Source organism: Pseudoxanthomonas sp. SL93 (assembly GCF_026625825.1).
Lineage (GTDB): Bacteria > Pseudomonadota > Gammaproteobacteria > Xanthomonadales > Xanthomonadaceae > Pseudoxanthomonas_A.
The window spans coordinates 2,706,627-2,726,352 of sequence record NZ_CP113065.1 but is presented as its reverse complement, the minus strand read 5'-3'; the positions used below and the strand labels follow the sequence as shown (position 1 = coordinate 2,726,352).

Sequence of the window (19,726 nt, the reverse complement as noted above, 5' to 3'; positions counted from 1 at the left end):
TAGACAGCCCGGCGAAAAAGCCAAGGTTCAATGAGATCTAGATTTTCAGTGCGCACACCGACAATCTCACTACCCATGTCTCCAATGCATTGGTAGTGCAGCTCACCTTGATCTAGACAATTGGCTGAACAGATTTCGCTCGCACATGGTGCAGTGGGGCCATTCCAATCCAAGAGCCCTGCAAGGAACATGACTCGCGATCCTCCGGGGGTGCGAGAGGCCGGTTGCACCACGACTCCGCAGGCGAATGATCCGTCCCTCAAACGTATCGGCCAGAACTCGCCCTGCCTCAGCGATAGGGCTGATTTTGGCGAGTACGGGTAATGGCGAGATGATCTCATTGCGCGCTCTAACACCAGAATTAAGCCGACCCGCGAAGCGGGTTCGGCTTGAATGAATTGTTAGGCCGCGTCGCCATCTGCCGCATCCTTGTGAGGATAGTAGACCAGAGCGGCCCCCGAACTCAGAGCTTCTTCATAGAAGCCAGCGAATCCCCGATAGAGGTCCGTGTTTAGGACGTCAATCTGGAGCTTGCCGCCGCGCATGTTTTCAATATTTGTAAAGCCGTATCGACCACACTCGTCTAGCGCTGCCTCGAAGTCGTGGGCCTCAGATTGCTGCCTAAGGAAGAGCATGCATTTGTGAGTGGCACCAACGTCGGGGTGGCTCCAGGTGTACTTGGAATCACCGGAAAAGCGACCTTGGAACCCGTAGATCATTACAACTGTCATCAGCGGCCTAACACCTGAGTTAAGCCGCGCCGCGAAGCGGCGTCGGCTTGGACGAATTGTTAGGCGGCGTACTCTGAGCTCGAAGGCTGGAGCGCAGCGCCACTGCAAGCACGGCAAAGCCGAGTCCGGGCGCCATTATCAGCCCTACGATGAGAAACACCACCGGGGAGAACTTACCCGAGGACGCTGAAAAGAAGAGACCGAGCAGCCCGGATCCGACGTAATACGTAAACCCAATCCATGAGAGTAGGTGAAGCACGCGAACCCCCCAGAGGTAGCGAAGTCCAGTTGCTACGCCTCCGACCGCGCCGGCTAGCGCCACAATTGAGAAAGCAGCGACTTGGATCCAATAGGTCGTATCCGACTTAACTGTCGAGATGAACGCCATTCCCGCAATGGCTGGAGCCATGAGAAGCCACAGCCAGCCGATGACTCGGGTTCCAGTACTGAGTTGCGTCGTACTCGCCATAGCCGCCTAACACCGGAATTAAGCCGACCCGCGAAGCGGGTTCGGCTTGAATGAATTGTTAGGTGCCGCCCGCCGTAGCAACTCGGCAACGGCACCACTTTTTGCAACGGCCATTTCTCGCGGGGTCTTGCCAAACTCCGACCGGATGTCGGGATCGGCACCTGCCTCAAGAAGTGCCTCGACTAGCTCGGAATTCTCCTGCCGAACCGCGACGTGCAGAGGGGTCTCACCCATGTCGCCAGTGCCATTTGGTGCGGCTCCTGCCGCAATCAGAGCCTTCGCCCCCGCAGAGTCCCCTCGCCAGGTCAATACGTGCAGGGGCGTATCTCCATTGCAGTCTTGGCTGTCGAGGGAGACCTCGCGCTCCCCAAGATCTGCGGGGAACAACGCGTCCGAAGTGGACTTGAGGATTTCCTGCAGGGTTCGCATATCCGTTCGCGGCACCTAACACCTTGAATTAAGCCGACCCGCGAAGCGGGTTCGGCTTGAATGAATTGTTAGGCCGCAGCCCGGTTGCTAACGTTGCCATCTTATCAGTCACGCTTGGATGAGGATCGATTGCTGTTGCGATGTTTTGAGACAGCTGCGGCCATAGCTTGATCCTTAAACAAGTCGACCAGGAATGCCCCAACTAGGATCAGGATAAGGCCGATCAAATGGCCATAGAAGCAGAGCGCAACGCCTGCGATGACGACAATCAGACCTATTACTGCGAAAAGCGCCATAGGTTGTCCTGCGGCCTAACACCTGAGTTAAGCCGACCCGCGAAGCGGGTTCGGCTTGAATGAATTGTTAGGCACGTCCGCCGGACTAGACACGCCGAACCTGCCCCGAACCGTGGCACCTGGAGCATGGAACGTGACGCCCCTCTCGAGGCTCGCTAGATGTACCCCAACAAGTTTGACAGTCATAAGGCTTTCCCTTGCCGTGACAGTCCGGGCATTTGACGTTGCCGGTGCCGCGACATGCCGGGCAGTCTTTCAGTTCCAGGTTGTTGTTATTACCAATCGCCACGATCTTTCCTGACGGGCCTAACACTTGAATTAAGCCGACCCGCGAAACGGGTTCGGCTTGAATGAATTGTTAGGCGGCAGGGTCACTCCTTGCCGCCTCGGTGCTTTTGGAGCGCTAAACGTCCGAATGCGGCAATTGTGCAGGCCGTAAGCGGAAGCAACCAGCCAAGTACCAGGACTGGGACGAAATTATTGTTATCGAATCCTTGATACGGATTATCAATCCCCAGTTGAGTGGCATGTGCGACGCCGGTAGGGAAATAGACCTCGCTAGTGTAGAGAACCAATGCCGACCAAGAGACGAGCACGACAGCGGGAACGCGCCATCGCCATTTGCGGGGAAGGCGAATTGCAGCGAGCAGGAGTATGGGAAGGCCGAGCGCCACCACCCACCAGCCGATTTCAATAGCCAACAGTAGCGAGTCTGCTTTCATGCCGCCTAACACCAGAATTAAGCCGACCCGCGAAGCGGGTTCGGATTGAATGAATTGTTAGGCCCCAGCGACGCGACCCAATCAGCATAGAAGCTCTTTTGATTGTCTACAGAGGCCGGCGTTACGTCCGGGCCAGAATCGAAGATGTGTACACGGGTCTCAGCCGATTTGCCAAAAGTCAAAACGTACGCAACTGTGCCCGAGGCCATTTGCCGCGACATGCGGGATGGGTAGACATTGAGACTTGCACCGTAGCAAAAGGGTATAAGCGAGTCCGCCTCCAACAGCCTTCGGATGCCGCAGAATGCATCGAAAAAGTCATAAGCAGACGCATCAATGCGCTTGCCACGGAATAAGAATGACAAGCAGCATTCGTCACCCCGACGATCAGGCGTAAGAATGCCGGATTCGTCGTCGCCCCCGCCGATTAGATAGATTTGGTGCTCTTTCATGGGGCCTAACACCCGAATTAAGCCGACCCGCGAAGCGGGTTCGGCTTGAATGAATTGTTAGGTGCCGCCTCAGGATGTTGCACAGAACGCCTCCCAGACATCGTCAACGATCCGTTGAAGATCAGCCATGTCAGTTGCAACTACAACAGGATCTGGCAAATGCACGTCATAGAATCCGCGGCTGTACTGTGTATCTGACTGGAGTCTAGCGACCGTCTCCTGGCACTTGAGCTTGGAGGGCTGGTCCAGCGCAATCCAGAATCCGATGCCAGCTGGATCAATGCTTGAGAAGCTAGGAAACTTGTCTGATCTTTCTATCGTGGCCATCAAATAGCGCGGCGAAACTCCGGGCTTTTTGAGTCCAGATACCGTCCTTACCCAATGAAGCCCAGCCTCTGACGAGGCGAGGACTACAACATCTATGGGCAGCGGCATGCTCATGCGACACCTAACACCTTGAATTAAGCCGACCCGCGAAGCGGGTTCGGCTTGAATGAATTGTTAGGCGCCACGCGGATCACCGAAGCGACGCCTCTCGATTTAGCACCCACTCGTCACCTACTTGCTGATACAGCGTCTCCGTACGGTGGACCTGCCCGGACGGGCCGCAGGTATAGGTTAACCAGATGTAGACATTGTCACTGTCTCCCTCGCCGGCAGAGGAGGAGAGAAGCTGACAGCCAGGATGTAGTGTAAGGAAGTCAGCATGAAGCTGATCTTGGCCGGGGCCGGGGCCGGGGCCTGTGCCGGAGCAACTCGCGAGCAAAAGAACTATTAGCAGTAGTCGCACTGCTTTCATGGCGCCTAACACCTGAATTAAGCCGAGCCGCGAAGCGGCTTCGGCTTGAATGAATTGTTAGCGCCCAGCCCGCTGTTTGAGCAACGCGCTGAGTTCCTGGCTACTATAAAAACGAACGTATGAAATCGGATAGTCGCCGGGGAACGTGACGATAGGCCCATAGATAAACCCATAAACATCCCCTACCTGATAGATGCTGCGCATAACAGTGAGGTCGTAGTGTTTGCATTTGTAGTGCAGTGTGCCGCCATCTGACTCGCCACTGTCCGGGGAATCCTTGCAGGCAGGCGGATGGCCGCGAAGCACCAGATCAATGTCCCTCTCCGCAGATACAACTGCGGATCGAGCAGGCTCAGGCAGCTTGGAAGAATCCACCCCCACAAAGAATGAGCCTATCGGGTTGGGCGACCGGTCGGCTTGGGGGAGCTGGGGCGCCTGGCCGGAACAGCCCGCGGCAACAAGGATGGATGCGACCGTTGCAGCGATGATTCTCATGGGCGCTAACACCTGAATTAAGCCGACCCGCGAAGCGGGTTCGGCTTGAATTAATTGTTAGGGCTGCGTCCGACCAAACTTGGCGCGCAGAGCAGTTAACCGCGGCTCCCTTGATGAAATTTTACGAAGGTATCCGCGCAGAGGCCAATCTGGAGCAATCAACTCCCAGGATTGACCGCACGAGTTACAGCTGTAGATCAACTCGAAACCAGTTGCCCCGGGAACTGTAGTGGCAAGGCCGCGAGAGGTCAGGTCGGCGATCCTGGACTCTTCCGTCTGAAACTGGGCGTGCGTTGTGAAGCCGCCGGTGGCGTGAGTGCCGTTTGGGTCACATACGTTGCAGGTCATGAGCAGCCCTAACACCTGAATTAAGCCGACCCGCGAAGCGGGTTCGGCTTGAATGAACTGTTAGGGCGCAGGCTTTCTGAGCTGAGTGGGCCAAGCGCCCTGGCCGTTGCCACCCTTGAAGAATACCCGGCCATTTGGCTGAATTGAAGAAACGATGAACTCTTGCTCAAAGGATCGAAGCTCCCCGGCGTGCTCAAACTGGGTTAGGCGGATCACACGATCGCCGGCTTGGAGGTTCAGCGACTTGATTGCGCCGAGGTTGTTTGCAAGCAGGGCCTCGCCAATCTTGGCGCTTGCAACACGCTTTGAATCTAGCGCCACGTCATAACCGAGCGACTCGGCGAAGGCACGTTGGCGCTCGCTAGAAAGGTCGGCTGGCTCGTGGCCGATTGCTGAGGCAACGCGATCAAGCAGGCGGGCCGCCGCCACGTCAAATGTGTCGGCAGATATGTCGATACCGAGCATGCTTGCCAGGTGCAGCTGATCTTTTGAGGGTTGAGATGCGGTCATGTTGCTCCTGCGCCCTAACGCCTGAATTAAGCCGACCCGCGAAGCGGGTTCGGCTTGAATGAATTGTTAGGGCGCATCACTCGTCCAACTCCCAGCGCTCAGCAGTGATCTTGAGTGTGGGGCACTCCCCCTCTATGCCAGCAGCATACTCAATCTCAATGCGTACGTTCTCATCCGCGTGTTTGGCGTAATACGACTCCACTTTTCCCGTCAGATAGCTGGGAGATGCGCGGCCTGTACTTGCATAGTTGGCGGATGGATCAAGGCAAGCCAGAGCACGACCAATGTTTATGTGAGCGAACTCGGTTGAAGTGTTACTCATGAGCCATTGGCAGAAGACCTTGCCAGGCTCATATCCATCGTGTGCGCAAGACTTGCTGAAGTTGCTCCAGTCTGTTCTCAGCTCAACTGACCTCTCGGTACCAAGTTGCGTGGCGTTGGCAAATCTTGCCATTTCAGCACAAAGATGATCCTTCTCACCGACGAGTGTAGAACACCCGGTGGTTGCAAGTAGCGCGGTTGTTATTATGGAGATTCCGGCAGCTCTCATGTGCGCCCTAACACCTGAATTAAGCCGACCCGCGAAGCGGGTTCGGCTTGAATGAATTGTTAGGCCGCGTGCTAGGGGCGCTCAAGCGCGTCTGTGACCTTGGTGGAGAACTCATCCCATGTGGCTGAGCTAGAGATAAGGGCACCCAGTTTTTTGCCGGTTGGGCTGCTCATATAGGCGTTGATTGCAACAATCTGTGGTGGGGTGAGGTTGAGCGTCGGACTGGGATTCATTGGGTCTCTTGCTTGCGACGCTATCAAGGCCTCGCCTGCGACCGAACTGTGAAACTCATATGCCTCCCTCGCCTCCTGGATGGAGATTTTGGAGGCCAGGACGTCTGCAAATAGCTCCTCAAGCTGCTTGTCATCCATCTGCAGGGCGGCCTGTGCTTGTCCGCTAATGGAGCCCGATCTGGTCTTTTCTGCGTTAATTCCGTGTTTAAAGCTCTGAGCAATCCTCATTTGGTGTGCAACGACGACGAGGTATTGCCTTACATCGGCATGAGGAGGGACTGATTGAGCAAAAGTAAAGGTAGATGTCAGCAATAGGGACAGAAGAATCAAGTGTCTCATGTAGTTCCTTAGCGGCCTAACACCTGAGTTAAGCCGACCCGCGAAGCGGGTTCGGCTTGAATGAATTGTTAGGCGAGCGTTGTACCAGAAAGAGGCGCCGGATGCAGGCGAGCCGCTGGGGTGGGGTGCACGGGCTCCAACCGGTGAGGCGCTTGCCTGGGAACCCGTCCGAAGAGCACCGGATGGGCGAACTACGACGCCGTCGCCGAAGGCAAGCGATGCCACCTTGACGCGCCAACCCAACGGCCTAACACCTGAATTAAGCCGACCCGCAAAGCGGGTTCGGCTTGAATGAATTGTTAGCCATCATTATGGCTGCTTGGCGCGTGCCTGAGAAAATTCACGCACATCCGCACAAAGCTAACAGAGAACAAAGTGGCAAAGAGTGCGTACACGATTACAGCCACTAGAAGCGCTGCTGGACCGAAAGTCATCTCTAAGCTGCCACCCATTGACTGCTCGAAAATCCACCAAATTGGGAGCAGGAGAATACTGGCGAGAACTCCATACCGCCCAGGGAGGCGTGTTTTGGCGGCTACAAGAGAGGCGGCTACTGCAACACAGAGAAAGGCCAGAACAGCAACGACGAGACTAATCGTACTAAAGGTGCTGAGCGCATCAAGCTCATCTGGCGTCGGCGGCCTTACATCAATGACTTGCGGGGAAGTGGGCATGATGGCTAACACCAGAATTAAGCCGACCCGCGAAGCGGGTTCGGCTTGAATGAATTGTTAGGCGGCGTCCCGGGCAAGCCATGCGCTGATGGGACCAAAGGCCGCCTCAAATGTGGGTACCACCTGCTCTGAGATGAAGTCATCGTCCGGGTGTCCATACCAGTACTCAATTACTAAAGCCTTGTCTCTGCGTCGGAAGTCAACGGAATGAGACTTCTTGGCACCGAGCGCAAAGAGCAAAGGGGTGGCGCCATCATGTCTGATATAGGCATGGAAGTCGTTTGCCAAGAGCCTCTCAGCAATGTCTCTCAGACTAGCCTCGTCGCTACTCTCCATAGCCGCCTAACACCTATTAGACCCCTCAATGGGGTGTAGCACGATTCTGGGTGTGCGTTACCGATTGCGTCAACCGGTTAGAAAGCGTTCTGAAGCAATGCCTTGGCGATAGAGCGCGGAAATCCTTGCGCGGCGGGCCGATGCGTTATGCGGAGTGAGGTGGCGTAGCGTGTTACGCCCGCGGATGCGCGGTGCTAATCATTCTGCAGGGTCGTGCGCTGGCATGGCCGGCGATGGTCGAAATTCGCCGATGCTTGCGGGATTTAGACCTCCTGTTCGGCACAGTTGCAGCGGCTTTCACTGGCTTCGCAGGCATAACACGATCACGGATTGCCCAATATCGGGGCGGCCGACTCACCCACCGGCACCTGCCCCGGCACGTAATGCGCTGCCAGGAAGGCGCGCAGTGATGCGGGCTTTACCGGCTTTGTCAGCAAGCGGTAGCCGCGCTCTCGTGCTTCGCGTTTCAGTTCGTCGCGGCCGTCGGCGGTGAGCAGGGCGCCGGCGATCGGGCCGGGGCTGGCGGCGCGCAGGGCGTCCAGCGTGGCCAGGCCATCCAGGCGGTCGTGCAGGTGGTAATCCACCAGCATCACCGTGGGGGCCTGCGCAATCTGCTCCAGCGCCTCGTCCACCGTGGTGGCGGTGATCACCTCCACCTGCCAGCGCCCCAGCAACGCGCGCATGCCGTCGATGATCTCGCGGTCGTTGTCCACGCACAGCACGCGCATGCCCGCCAGCGAATCGTTGGCAAGCGCGGCACGGCGCGCCGACGTGCGACGTTCGCTGAGCGGGGCGCCGCGCGGCACGACGATGGAGAACATGCTGCCGCGGTCCACCGTGCTGCGCGCATCCAGCTCGTGCTGCAGCAAGCGGGAGATGCGCTGGCAGATCGACAGACCCAGGCCAAGACCCCGTTCGCCCCAGTCAAACGGCTGCTGGTAGCGATGGAACTCGTCGTAGATCTGCCGCATGTGGTTGTCGGGAATGCCCGGGCCGGTGTCCCAGACCTGCAGGAGGATGTCGTCGCCGTGCACGCGCATGCCGATGACGATGCGTCCCTCGCGCGTGTAGCGCAGCGCATTGGCCAGGAAGTTCTGCAGCACCCGGCGCAGCAGGCGGCGGTCGCTGCGCACCGGGATGGCGCGCGCGTGCACGCGCAGCTTCAATCCGCGACCGGCCGCGACCGGGGCGTACTGCGCGGCCAGTTCGCGCAGCAGCTCGCCCACGTCGAAGTCGGTGATCTGCGTGTGCAGGCCGCCTGCATCCAGGCGCGACACGTCCAGCAGGCCATCCAGCAGCTCTTCGGCCGCGCGCAGCGAGGCATCGACGCGTTCGGCCAAGTGCTGGCGCTCCTGCGCCTGCGGGTCGGCGCCCTGTTCGCTGTCGCGCAGGGCGCTGACGAACAGGCGCGCCGCATTCAGCGGTTGCAGTACGTCATGGCTGATCGCGGCCAGGAAGCGCGTACGCGACTGCTGCGCGGTTTCCGCCGCGTGGCTGCGCTCGGCCACGCGCTGCTCCAGCGTCTCGTTCGTTTCCAGCAGCAGCGCTTCGGCGTGCTTGAAATCGGTGATGTCGTTGTAGCTGGTGACGTAACCGCCACCCGGCAGCGGCTGCCCGCGCATCTCGATGACCTGGCCGTCGGCGCGCACGCGCTCGAAGATGTGCGGTGAGCCCGCGCGCATGTAGCGGATGCGCTTGTTGACCTGTTCGTCGACATCGCCTTCGCCCAGCTCGCCGCGTTCGGCGTTGTAGCGGATCAGGTCGGCGACCGGGCGACCCACGTACAGCATGCCGTCGGGATAGCCGAACATCTGCTGGTAGCGCCGGTTCCACGCGACCAGCCGCATCGCCGGGTCGACCACGCTGACGCCGGCGCTGATGTTTTCCAGCGTGGTGGACAGGATCTCGCGGTTGAAGCGCAGTTCCTGACCCGCCTGGTCCAGCACCGCCACCACTTCGCCCAGTTCCATGCCCGAACCCCGCAGCACGCTGGTCAGCACGATGCGCGCGGAGGCCGCGCCGATGGCCGCTGCCAGCAGACGCTCGGTGAACTGCACCCACGCGCGGTCCGCCGGTGCGTTGGGCTGCAGCTCGCGGCCCAGCACCTGTGCATGTTCGTTGAAGGCGCGGCGTGCGTGGCGCTCGCCCACCACGCGCTCGGCCAGGGTCTGCAGGTCGCCGACCCGCACGCTGCCCGGCCACTCGCCCGCGATCAGTGCCGGGCGCTGCGCGTACGGGTCCAGGAACGGCGCCGCACGCAGGCGTTCGTCCACGCCGGGGCGCGAGCGCGCGGATACGATCATCATCGCGCCCGTGTTGACCAGCAGCGACCAGAACGTGCCGTGGGTCAGCGTGTCCCAGCCGATCAGTCCGAACAGTTGCTGTGGCCGCAGCCAGCTGATGCCGAACGGACCGGCGTGCAGCCAGTGCGAATCGAACCAGCCGGCCTGCGTCATCGTCGGCAGCAGCAGCGTGTAGATCCACGTGGCGAAGCCCAGCACCATGCCCACTTCCACGCCGCGTCGGCTGGCGCCGCGCCAGTACAGGCCGCCGATCAGCGCGGGCGCGAACTGCGCCACCGCCGCGAACGCCATCAGGCCATACGACGCCAGCGTGCTGTCGTTGCTGCTGCTGCGGTAATAGCTGTACGCGGTGAGCGCCAGCAGCAGGATGGCCAGGCGGCGGATCCACAACACCCGCGAAGCGACGTCCGCTTCGGCGTGGTGCTGGGCCCAGCCACGCCGCAGCAGCACCGGCATGACCAGGTCGTTGCTGACCATGGTGGCCAGCGCGATGCTGGCCACGATGACCATGCCGGTGGCCGCCGAGAAGCCGCCCACGTAGGCGATGATCGCCAGCGCCGTGCGCCCTTCCGCCAGCGGCAACGCCAGGACGTAGCTGTCGTGGGCCACGTCGGTCCCGCCGAACAGCGCCACGCCGGCGGCCGCGACGGGCACCACCATCAGCGAGAACAGCACCAGGTAACCGCCGAACAGCCAGCGCGCCTTGCGGATGTCGCCCACGTCGCTGCATTCCACCACGGCCACGTGGAACTGCCGTGGCAGGCAGACGATGGCCAGGAAACCGAGCAGCGTCTGCGCGATGAAGCCGACCGGCGGCGCGTTCTCGAACAGCGTGCGCGCGGAATCGGTCACGCGGATGGCGTTGCCATCCAGCCACAGGTAGGCGAACACACCGACGGCGATCATCGCCACCAGCTTGACCACCGACTCCAGCGAGATCGCCAGCATCATGCCGTGATGGTGCTCGGTGGCATCGACCTGGCGGGTGCCGAACAACGCGGCGAACAGCGCCATCAGCAGGGCCACGTACAGCGCCGGATCGGTGAAGAAACCATGCGCACTGTCACCACCTTCGCCGCTGAGCACGCTCAGGCTCATCGCCACGGCCTTGTACTGCAACGCGAGGTACGGCACCACGCCGATCAGCGCGATCACCGTGACCAGCGCGGCGAGCCGGCGCGAGCGGCCGTAGCGCGAGGAAATGAAGTCGGCGATGGAGACGGTGTTCTCGCTGCGCGCGATCAGCGCGAGCCGTTCGATGATGCGCCAGCCGAATAGCAGCAGCAGGACCGGGCCCAGGTAGATGGGCAGGTAGCCCAGGCCGTTGCGCACCGCGCTGCCGACCGCGCCGTAGAAGGTCCACGAGGAGCAGTACACCGCCAGCGCCAGGCTGTAGACCACCGGCCGCAGCCAGGGGCGGTCGGGGTACATCGGGCGACGGTCGCCCCACCACGCCACGCCGAACAGCAGCGCCGCGTAGCCGATGGACACCAACAGCAGGATCCAGCTGGAAACCAACGCCCTCTCCCCCGGCGCTCAACCTGCCGTCGAGTGTACTGCGTGCTGCTTCCTGCGTAAGGCCGCAGGGCCGGGCTCAGTGGCCGGACAGCGCCAGCAGTTCGCGCGCCGCGGTCTCGGCCTGCCCGCGCAGTTCGGGTACCGCGATGCTTTCCCACACGCAGCCAATGCGCAGGCTGCCGATGGCGAACACGCGCGGCAGCGTCCCGCCGTCCGCATCCACCAGCCGGCCGTCGCGTGCGGCCTTCAGGCCGATGCCGTGTGGGCCGGGCTGGGCGTGGCCCTTGCCCAGCAGGTCGTGCAGCAATGGGTTGCGCATGGTCTGCGCGCGCAGTTCCACGCCGGTGGCGTTGACCACGCAGTCCACGTCGAACTGTTCCGCGCGGCCGTCGCGCAGGCGGGTGGTCACGCGCACGCGGCCGGCGTGGCCGACCACGGTATCCAGGCGGCCGCGGTGCAGCTGCAGCTGGCCGCGGTCGAGCATGGCCTGCAGCTGCGCGTGCACCTGCGGTGCGATGCGGTGGCGATGCACGTCCCACAGGCGCACCACGTGGCGCAGGAAGCGGCGCTGGTCGCTGACCGGCATGGACTGCCACAGCGCCTGGCCGTGCGGGCGGATGCGTTCCATCACCGCCTGCCAGGGCAGGCCTTGCGCGGCGGCATCCCGCGCGGCCTGGCGCAGGAAGCGCATGCGCTGGCGCAGGCCCATGGCCAGCAGTGGTTCGGCGTCGAAATCGGCCACGGCGTGCGCGGTGTGCGACAGCGGCAGCAGCGCGTGGCGCGACAGCACGCGGATGCGGCCGCGATGCCCGTGGTCGGCCAGGCTCAGCACGGTGTCCACCATGCTCAGGCCGGAGCCGACGATGCAGATGTCCGCATCGGCCGCGATCGCCTTCACGCCGGCGAAGTCCCATGCCGGCAGCGACGTGCCTGCGGGCAGTTGCGGCGCCCCACGTGCCGGCAACGGCTTGGGCGTGTTGCCGACGGCGAGTACCGCACCCGCGGCCTGCAAGGTGCCGTGGTGAGCGAGCAACAGCGTCACGCCATCATCGCGGACATCCATGCCGTCCACGTGGTCCTGCACGACCTGCAGAGTGGCAGGACTGGCCTCGATCGCGCGTCGAAGGCGGTCGCGCAGGTAATCGCCGTAGCGGCGCCGCTCGATGTAGGCGCAGCCAAGCGCGTCGCGGTCCGCCTCCTCGGCGGGTGTGGTGTCGACGACGAAATCGAGGAAGTCTTCCGGCACGCCGTCGAAAGCGCTCATGCGCTTGGCCGGCACGTTGAGCAGGTGCTCGGCATAGGGCGTGGCATAGGCGACGCCGCGCGCGAGCGTGGCATGCGGTTCGATCATCACGATGCGGGCCGGCGTGGTGGCCGCATGCAGCGCGTGGATGGCGGTGAGCACGCCACCCGCGCCGCCGCCGATGATCGCGATGTCGCAGGGTGGCAGGGGCGTTGCTGGGGCCGGACCGGTCATGGCCGTATTGTAGGCGATGGCGTCGGGCATCCCATCGCACCGCGGCACGGCGCAGGCAGCCTGGACTACATCAGCGAGTCGGCCAGCCGCGCGATGCCTTCGCGGCTGCGCTGCCAGCCGGGACGCGCGCGCCATGCCGCGGCGTCGACGGTATCGGCGTGGGCCAGGTAGTCCGCTTCCACCGCGCGGATGCGCGACACCACGTCCGGTCCGTAGCAGACCAGGCCGATCTCGGCGTTCAGCGCGAACGAGCGGATGTCCAGGTTGATCGATCCCACCAGGGCGATGTCATCGTCGACGGTCAGGTGCTTGGCGTGCAGGAAGTGCGGCCGGTACAGCGCGATCTTCACCCCGCAGGCCAGCAGTTCCTCGTAATAGGACTGCTGCGCCCAGGCGGTCAGCGTCTGGTTGTTGGTGGCCGACAGCACGAGCTGCACGTCCACGCCGGACAGCGCGGCGATGCGCAGCGCGCTGAGCGTGGCGTCGTCCGGCACGAAGTAGGGCGTGGTCAGCACGATCCTGTGCCGGGCGAGGTGGATCAGGGCATTGACGGTGTCGCGGGCATTCTCGAACGGGTACGCCGGCCCGCTGGGCACGAGCTGCGCGGCGACGTCCGGCGGCTGCACGTCGCAGGCCGGCTGCACCGCCAGGCGTTCGCCGGTTTCGATGTACCAGTCGCTGGCGAACACGGCCTCCAGGTGCGACACCACCGGTCCCTGCACGCGGGCCACCAGCTCGCGGTTCGGGTGGCCGGGCACGAAGGTCGCGGACGCGAGGTTCTGCGAACCCACGAAGCCCACCACGTTGTCGATCACCGCGATCTTGCGGTGGTTGCGCAGGTCCATCCTGCCGCTGCGCCGCCAGCGCAGGCCGCCGGGGAGCAGTTCGTGCACGTCGACGCCCGCGGCACGCAGGCGCGCACGGTAGCGGCGCAGGCCGCGCTTGGCGCCCACGGCATCCAGCAGCATCCGGCAGGCCACACCGCGCTGCACGGCGGCGCACAGCGCATCGGTGACGGCATCACCCACCGCGTCGTCGAACATCAGGTAGTACAGCAGGTGCACCTGCTGCTTCGCCGCGCCGATGTCGTCCAGCAGCGCGCGCAGCGAGATGTCGTAGTCGTCCAGCAGCTGCACCGCGTTGCCGTGGGTGGGCATGAAGGCGCCCTGGCGTTCGATCAGCGGCGCCATTTCCGCCGCCGCGCCGCCGGGCGGCATCCAGCGCAGGGCGCTGAGCGGGCGCTGTTCCTCGCGGATCACGTCGGAGGCGCGCGCCTGCCGCAATACCCGTTCGCGCGACAGCCACGGATGGCCCAGCAACAGGTACAGCGGCAGCCCCAGCAGCGGCACGAAGCCGACCAGGAGCCGCATCCAGCTGCGTGCGGCCGCGGGAGACGTGCGGCTGGGAATCCACAGCAGCGCGGCCAGGCGGATGGCCCAGTCCAGGATGAAGAGCGCGGTGCCGAAGGACCAGTCCATGGGGGGGCATCAGTCCGGGATGGGCGTGGCCCGATTCTGCGGTGTGGCGCGGGCAAAGGAAAACCCGTGTCGACAGCCCGAAAGCAGGAAACCCCGCCGGAGCGGGGTTTCCTTGAGGCGCTGGACCCCGACGTGCGCCGGGGCGAAACAGCGGCAGAGGCGCATGCGGGGCATGCGCGCCGCCATCTCACTTGATCTTGCCTTCCTTGTAGATCACGTGCTTGCGCACGACCGGGTCGTACTTCTTGATTTCCATCTTGCCCGGGGTGTTCTTCTTGTTCTTGTCCGTCGTGTAGAAGTGGCCGGTGTTGGCCGAGGAGATCAGACGGATCTTGTCGCGCTTGGATGCCATGTTCGATTACTCCTCAGATCTTCTCGCCGCGCGCGCGCAGCTCGGCCAGGACGGAGTCGATGCCGTTCTTGTCGATGGTGCGCAGTGCATGCGCGGAAACTTTCAGCTTGATCCAGCGGTTCTCGCTGGCGACCCAGAAACGGCGCTCGTGCAGGTTGGGCAGGAAACGACGACGGGTCTTGTTGTTCGCGTGGCTGACGTTGTTACCCGTCATCACACGCTTGCCGGACACTTGGCATACGCGGGACATTACGCACCTCGAAGGTAATTGTGGCTTCCCTTGGCCAGGGAGGCGGCGGCCCCACCGCGGATGGCGGTGCGCGAAACGGGAGGAAAATCCGCTGTCGGCGGCGGGCCGGAATCGCGCTTCCGGAACCCGCCCGGTCGTGGCCTGAAGGCCGACCGGACACAGCGAGCCGCGCATTATGCCGACGTTTCCCTTGTGCCGCAAGCACTTAGGCGCACGAGACCCCGGCAGAGAGCCTGCAGCCCGATCCGTGACGCTTCCGGTGCCGCCGCCCTGCCGGGCTCGCCCGGTCGGGGCTCAAGCCCCTCCTGCAGGGGCGCAGCCCGCAGGCAGGGCCCTGGCCCGGCATCGCGACCCTGGTCCCACGACCCGTCGGCGGGAAGGTTGTACGCAAGGGGCCGGCCCGGCCTGCGGTCAGGGTGCGGCGGTGGCCGGCTTGACCGTGCCGGCCTTGCTCTCGGCGATGAAGGCGCGGATCTGGCTTTCCAGCACCGGCAGGGTCACCGAGCCCTGCTTGAGCACGGCATCGTGGAAGGCCTTGATGTCGAACTTCGGGCCCAGCTCGCGCTCGGCCTCGCCGCGAAGACGGACGATGGCGATCTCGCCCAGCTTGTAGCTGAGCGCCTGCGCCGGCCAGGAGATGTAGCGGTCCACCTCGGTGGTGACCTCATGCTCGGACAGTGCCGTGTGGTCGCGCAGGTAGGCCAGGGCCTGGTCGCGGGTCCAGTTCTTGTGGTGCACGCCGGTGTCGATGACCAGCCGGCTGGCGCGCCACATTTCATAGGTCAGCCGGCCGAAGTCTTCGTAGGGCGTCTCGTAGATGTCCATTTCCTTGCCCAGCTTCTCGGTGTACAGCGCCCAGCCTTCGCCGTAGGCGGAGATGTAGTTCTCGCGGCGGAACGCGGGCTGCTCGCCCTGCTCCTGCGCCAGCGCGGCCTGCAGCGAGTGGCCCGGCGACGATTCATGCAGGGTCAGCGCCGGCAGGTTGTAGAGCGGGCGCGAGGGCAGGTCGTAGGTGTTGAGCCAGTACGTGCCCAGGCCGCCGCGACCGGCGGTCCAGAACGGGGCGATGTCGGCCGGCACTTCGACAATGGTGAAGCGGCCGCGCGGCAGCGTGCCGATCACCTTGCCCACTTCCCCGTCCACCCGCTTGGAGATCCAGGCGGCGCGGTCCAGCAGCTGCTGCGGCGTCTTCGCGTAGAACTGCGGATCGGTGCGCAGGAAGGTCAGGAACTCGGCGAAGCTCCCCTTGAAGCCGGTCTGCTCGATGACCTGCTGCATCTCTGCACGGATGCGCGCGACTTCCTTCAGGCCGATCTGGTGGATCTCTTCGGCGGTCAGGTCCAGCGTGGTGTATTCGCGGATCTGCTGGGCATAGAACGCCTTGCCGCCCGGCATGGCCTCGGCGGCCAGCGTGGTGCGCGCGCGCGGGACGTATTCGTTGCGGAAGAAGGTCAGCAGCGTGCCGAACGCGGGCACGACCTGTTCGCTGATCGCGGCGCGCGCTTCCTTGCGCAGGGCCTCCTGCTCGGCCGCGGGGATGCTCGCCGGCATCTTCTTGTAGGGCGCGTAGAAGGTGGACTGTTCCGGGTCCTTCAATTCCGCCACGTTGGCGATGGACACGTCGCGGCCGTCCAGCACCGCCCGCGGTACGCTGAAGCCGCGCTCCAGGCCGGCGCGCATGTTGCCGATCTGCTGGTCGAAATGGCGCGGCACATCGCGCAGGCGTGCGGCATACGCGCGGTAGTCGTCGGCGTCCTTCATGGGCCGGCGCGCCATGAACGACAGGTTGGACCAGAACGAGGAGTCGGAGTTGAACGGCATCTCGTAGGCGCGCAGGCGCACCTCGTCGGCCAGGTTCTCCACCTGCGGCCGGTAGATGGCCAGGTTGATGCGGTTCTCCGCCGACAGCTGTCCGGCGTCGATGGCGTCCAGGTCCTTCAGCACCTGCTCCCATACCCGCAGCCGCGCCTGCTGCGCTTCCGGCCCCACGTCAGGCAGGCGCGTCTTGCCACCCGTGGTGTCGGCGTCCTCGTCGGCCTGGCCGGTCTGTTCCTGCCGCCACTTCCATTCCTTCTCGTACAGCGCCTGGAAGCGCTTGTCGGCGTCGGACGGGGCGAAGGCGATCGCCTGCAGCGGCAGGCAGGCAAGCAGCAGGGCGGCGGTGCGGAGCTTCAAGGCGGACATCCGGTGAAAGCGGAAACCGGATGGTAATGCAGGGATTGCCGGCGCGACTGTGCCGCAAGCGGGAGAAGGGGTTGTAGGAGCGACGTGAGTCGCGACCGTGGCCCGTACACGCTATTGCGCCGGTATCGCGCGTGCGGCCGATGACCCACGGCTCGCGGCTTCCGGGAAGCCGCGCTTGGATGAGATCGCCGATGACCGGTCGGCGTGCGGTCGCGACTTACGTCGCTCCTACAATGAACCAGGTCACGCCCTCGGGCGCAGTCGCTCCAGCACGCCCTCGAGGGTGTCCAGGTCGGTGTACTGGATGATCAGCTTGCCCTTGCCGCCGCGCCCGTGGGCGATGGTGACCCGGGTGCCCAGGTTCTCGGAGAGTTCGGTTTCCAGCGAGGCGATGTCCGGCTGCGGCGCGGCCTTGCCCGGCTTGGCCTTCTTGCCGGTCGCCGGCACCTTGCCGGCGGCGAACTGCTGCGCGCGGTGTTCCACCTCGCGCACCGACCAGCCCTGGTCGGCGGCGTCGGAGGCCAGCTTGCTGGCCAGGTCGGGCGACAGCGTCAGCAGGGCGCGGGCGTGGCCCATTTCCAGCCGGCGCGCTTCCAGCAAGGCACGGATGGCGGGCGGCAGTTCCAGCAGGCGCAGCAGGTTGGAGACCGCGGCGCGCGAGCGACCGACGGCCTCGGCGGCTTCGGCGTGGGTCAGCGCGAATTCGTTGATCAGGCGCTGCAGCGACTGCGCTTCCTCCAGCGGATTCAGGTCTTCGCGCTGGATGTTCTCGATCAGCGCCATCGCGATGACAGTGCGGTCATCCAGGTCGCGCACGACCACCGGCACTTCGGCCAGGCCGGCTTCCTGCGAGGCGCGCCAGCGGCGTTCGCCGGCGACGATCTCGAACTTGCCCGGCGACAGCTCGCGCACGACGATCGGCTGGATGACACCCTGCGCCTTGATCGATTCGGCCAGCTCGGTCAGCTTGCCGGGGTCCATCGCGGTGCGGGGCTGGTACTTGCCCGGCTGCAGCTGCTGCACCGGCAACGTGCGCAGGGCTTCGCCCGGCTGCGCTTCCGGCGGCGGCGTCTCGGCGGCTTTCGGGCCGAGCAGGGCTTCCAGTCCGCGGCCCAGGCCGCGCTTCTTGTGTGCGCTCATCAAGCGTGCTCCATCTGCTTCTGTTGCTTCTTGCGGTCGGCCTGGCGGCGCAGGATCTCGCCGGCCAGGCCCAGGTAGGCGACGCCACCGCGCGAGGCGCGGTCGTAGCCGACGATACTCTGGCCGTGGCTGGGCGCTTCGGCCACGCGCACGTTGCGCGGCACGATGGTGCGGAACACCTTGTCGCCGAAGTGGTTGGTCAGTTCGCCGGAGACGGCGTTGGCCAGGTTGTTGCGGATGTCGAACATCGTGCGCAGCACGCCTTCGATCTCCAGGGTCGGGTTCAGCCGCGCACGCAGCGCCTCGATGGTTTCCATCAGGGCGGAGAGGCCTTCCAGCGCGTAGTACTCGCACTGCATGGGCACCAGCACCGAATCGGCGGCCGTCAATGCATTGAGGGTCAGCAGCGACAGCGCCGGCGGGCAGTCGATGAGGATGAAGTCGTAGTCGGCGCGCAAGGGTTCCAGCGCGTTCTTGAGGCGTTGCTCGCGGGCGTCCGAATCCATCAGCTGGATCTCGGCCGCGGTCAGGTCGATGTTGCCGGGCATCAGGTCGAAGTTTTCCGGCGTGGTCACCACCGCCGCGCGCGCCTCGACTTCGCCAAGCAGCACGTCGCAGGTGGAGGCTTCCACTTCGCGCTTGTCCACGCCGCTGCCCATCGTGGCATTGCCCTGCGCGTCCAAGTCCACCAGCAGCACGCGCTGCGGGGCGCGGGCGAGCGCGGCGGCCAGGTTGACCGCGGTGGTGGTCTTGCCGACCCCGCCTTTCTGGTTGGCGACGGCGATGATGCGGGCCATGCGGTGGGCGCCTTTGGGAACCTGGGTGGGTCGAGGATTATGCGGGCTCGGGGGCGGCTCTGCGAAATCGCCCGACCCGGGGTGGCACGCCGGTCACCCGGGAGGGCTGGAGCGGGGGTGGCGAAACGGGTTTCCGGCCAGCCTTATCAATGACTTGGGCGCCTGCGCACCGCGGCGGTGCGTCAGCCGTCGCGGCGCACGGTCACCATATGGCGTTCACCGACCAGCCCCGGCACGCTCAATGCATGCAGTCCGTCAAGCGACCAGCCGGCGGGCAGCGCCGCGATCTCCTCGTCGGGCCGCACGCCTTTCATGGCCAGCAGGTGGCCGCCAGGTTTCAACAGGTGTCCGCCGACCTGGATGATGCCGGCCAACACGTCCAGCGCGCGCGCCGTGAGTGCGTCGTAGGCCTGGGGTTCGTCGAGCGCTTCGGCCCGCGATTCGGCGACGCGGGCGTTGTCGAGTTTCAGCGTGCGGACGGCCTCACGCAGGAAGCGCGCCTTCTTGCCGTTGCTCTCCACCAGGGTGACGCGCAGCCCGGGCTTGGCGATGGCCAGAGGAATGCCCGGCAGGCCGGGGCCGGTACCCAGGTCGGCCAGGGCGCCACCCCGTGCGGCGATCTCGTCGACGAACGGATGCATCGCCAGCGAGTCGAGCAGGTGGCGGGTGACCATCTCGCGCGGATCGCGGATGGCGGTGAGGTTGTACGTCCTGTTCCAGCGGTCCAGCAGGGCCAGGTAGGAAAGCAGCGGGGGCGCCAGCGCATCGGCGTCCAGACCGAGCGTGGTCAGGCCGCGGTGCAGGGTCTCGCGCAGGTCGGCGGGGAAGGCGGTGTCATTCATCG

Annotated in this window: 16 protein-coding genes; all 16 read right to left on the bottom strand. The window is 64.1% G+C overall.

Going from position 1 to position 19,726, the window contains the following annotated elements; all coding sequences use genetic code 11:
• Positions 1–401 precede the first annotated feature (401 nt).
• Positions 402–719 (bottom strand): hypothetical protein, encoded by a 318-nt coding sequence (locus OVA13_RS12895; protein WP_267790868.1) that lies wholly within the window; start codon positions 717–719, stop codon positions 402–404.
• Positions 720–2,296: 1,577 nt separating this feature from the next.
• A complete protein-coding gene (locus tag OVA13_RS12890) occupies positions 2,297–2,647 on the bottom strand; it encodes a hypothetical protein (protein WP_267790867.1) in 351 nt (116 codons plus the stop codon).
• A 521-nt stretch (positions 2,648–3,168) separates the two neighbouring features.
• Positions 3,169–3,540 carry a hypothetical protein gene (locus OVA13_RS12885; protein WP_267790866.1) on the bottom strand — a complete coding sequence of 124 codons (372 nt, stop codon included), beginning with the start codon at positions 3,538–3,540 and terminating at the stop codon, positions 3,169–3,171.
• 415 nt (positions 3,541–3,955) lie between these two features.
• Positions 3,956–4,393, bottom strand: coding sequence for a hypothetical protein (locus tag OVA13_RS12880; protein ID WP_267790865.1), 438 nt, complete (start codon positions 4,391–4,393; stop codon positions 3,956–3,958).
• Positions 4,394–4,801: 408 nt separating this feature from the next.
• A complete protein-coding gene (locus tag OVA13_RS12875; RefSeq protein WP_267790864.1) occupies positions 4,802–5,251 on the bottom strand; it encodes a hypothetical protein in 450 nt (149 codons plus the stop codon).
• A 76-nt stretch (positions 5,252–5,327) separates the two neighbouring features.
• Positions 5,328–5,801, bottom strand: a complete 474-nt coding sequence (locus OVA13_RS12870) for a hypothetical protein (protein WP_267790863.1) — start codon at positions 5,799–5,801, stop codon at positions 5,328–5,330.
• 71 nt (positions 5,802–5,872) lie between these two features.
• The gene (locus OVA13_RS12865) at positions 5,873–6,373 is read right to left on the bottom strand and encodes a hypothetical protein (protein ID WP_267790862.1); all 501 of its coding nucleotides are present in this window, start codon (positions 6,371–6,373) and stop codon (positions 5,873–5,875) included.
• A 1,333-nt stretch (positions 6,374–7,706) separates the two neighbouring features.
• Complete coding sequence (locus OVA13_RS12860; protein WP_267790861.1) at positions 7,707–11,204, bottom strand: hybrid sensor histidine kinase/response regulator; 3,498 nt, start codon at positions 11,202–11,204, stop codon at positions 7,707–7,709.
• Between the two features lie 76 nt (positions 11,205–11,280).
• Positions 11,281–12,681: an FAD/NAD(P)-binding protein gene (locus OVA13_RS12855; protein WP_267790860.1), complete on the bottom strand. Its 1,401-nt coding sequence runs from the start codon at positions 12,679–12,681 to the stop codon at positions 11,281–11,283.
• Between the two features lie 65 nt (positions 12,682–12,746).
• A complete protein-coding gene (gene cls / locus OVA13_RS12850) occupies positions 12,747–14,159 on the bottom strand; it encodes a cardiolipin synthase (RefSeq protein ID WP_267790859.1) in 1,413 nt (470 codons plus the stop codon).
• A 187-nt stretch (positions 14,160–14,346) separates the two neighbouring features.
• On the bottom strand, positions 14,347–14,511 hold the full coding sequence (gene rpmG, locus OVA13_RS12845; RefSeq protein ID WP_027070918.1) for a 50S ribosomal protein L33: 165 nt from the start codon (positions 14,509–14,511) through the stop codon (positions 14,347–14,349).
• Positions 14,512–14,524: 13 nt separating this feature from the next.
• Positions 14,525–14,761, bottom strand: coding sequence for a 50S ribosomal protein L28 (gene rpmB, locus OVA13_RS12840; RefSeq protein ID WP_267790858.1), 237 nt, complete (start codon positions 14,759–14,761; stop codon positions 14,525–14,527).
• Positions 14,762–15,172: 411 nt separating this feature from the next.
• A complete protein-coding gene (locus OVA13_RS12835; protein WP_324288212.1) occupies positions 15,173–16,936 on the bottom strand; it encodes a DUF885 domain-containing protein in 1,764 nt (587 codons plus the stop codon).
• A gap of 252 nt (positions 16,937–17,188) precedes the next feature.
• Positions 17,189–18,085 (bottom strand): ParB/RepB/Spo0J family partition protein, encoded by an 897-nt coding sequence (locus tag OVA13_RS12830; protein WP_267790857.1) that lies wholly within the window; start codon positions 18,083–18,085, stop codon positions 17,189–17,191.
• Positions 18,085–18,882, bottom strand: a complete 798-nt coding sequence (locus OVA13_RS12825; RefSeq protein ID WP_267790856.1) for a ParA family protein — start codon at positions 18,880–18,882, stop codon at positions 18,085–18,087. The genes OVA13_RS12830 and OVA13_RS12825 overlap by 1 nt, the downstream gene beginning before the upstream one ends.
• A gap of 182 nt (positions 18,883–19,064) precedes the next feature.
• Positions 19,065–19,724: a 16S rRNA (guanine(527)-N(7))-methyltransferase RsmG gene (rsmG, locus tag OVA13_RS12820; RefSeq protein ID WP_267790855.1), complete on the bottom strand. Its 660-nt coding sequence runs from the start codon at positions 19,722–19,724 to the stop codon at positions 19,065–19,067.
• Positions 19,725–19,726: the final 2 nt, after the last annotated feature.

Excerpts from the sequence above, each read along its gene's own strand:
- OVA13_RS12895 (WP_267790868.1), bottom strand. The coding sequence starts at position 719 with ATGATCTACGGGTTCCAAGGTCGCTTTTCCGGTGATTCCAAGTACACC.
- OVA13_RS12890 (WP_267790867.1), bottom strand. The coding sequence starts at position 2,647 with ATGAAAGCAGACTCGCTACTGTTGGCTATTGAAATCGGCTGGTGGGTG.
- OVA13_RS12885 (WP_267790866.1), bottom strand. The coding sequence starts at position 3,540 with ATGAGCATGCCGCTGCCCATAGATGTTGTAGTCCTCGCCTCGTCAGAG.
- OVA13_RS12880 (WP_267790865.1), bottom strand. The coding sequence starts at position 4,393 with ATGAGAATCATCGCTGCAACGGTCGCATCCATCCTTGTTGCCGCGGGC.
- OVA13_RS12875 (WP_267790864.1), bottom strand. The coding sequence starts at position 5,251 with ATGACCGCATCTCAACCCTCAAAAGATCAGCTGCACCTGGCAAGCATG.
- OVA13_RS12870 (WP_267790863.1), bottom strand. The coding sequence starts at position 5,801 with ATGAGAGCTGCCGGAATCTCCATAATAACAACCGCGCTACTTGCAACC.
- OVA13_RS12865 (WP_267790862.1), bottom strand. The coding sequence starts at position 6,373 with ATGAGACACTTGATTCTTCTGTCCCTATTGCTGACATCTACCTTTACT.
- OVA13_RS12855 (WP_267790860.1), bottom strand. The coding sequence starts at position 12,681 with ATGACCGGTCCGGCCCCAGCAACGCCCCTGCCACCCTGCGACATCGCG.
- cls (WP_267790859.1), bottom strand. The coding sequence starts at position 14,159 with ATGGACTGGTCCTTCGGCACCGCGCTCTTCATCCTGGACTGGGCCATC.
- rpmG (WP_027070918.1), bottom strand. The coding sequence starts at position 14,511 with ATGGCATCCAAGCGCGACAAGATCCGTCTGATCTCCTCGGCCAACACC.
- rpmB (WP_267790858.1), bottom strand. The coding sequence starts at position 14,761 with ATGTCCCGCGTATGCCAAGTGTCCGGCAAGCGTGTGATGACGGGTAAC.
- OVA13_RS12830 (WP_267790857.1), bottom strand. The coding sequence starts at position 18,085 with ATGAGCGCACACAAGAAGCGCGGCCTGGGCCGCGGACTGGAAGCCCTG.
- OVA13_RS12825 (WP_267790856.1), bottom strand. The coding sequence starts at position 18,882 with ATGGCCCGCATCATCGCCGTCGCCAACCAGAAAGGCGGGGTCGGCAAG.
- rsmG (WP_267790855.1), bottom strand. The coding sequence starts at position 19,724 with ATGAATGACACCGCCTTCCCCGCCGACCTGCGCGAGACCCTGCACCGC.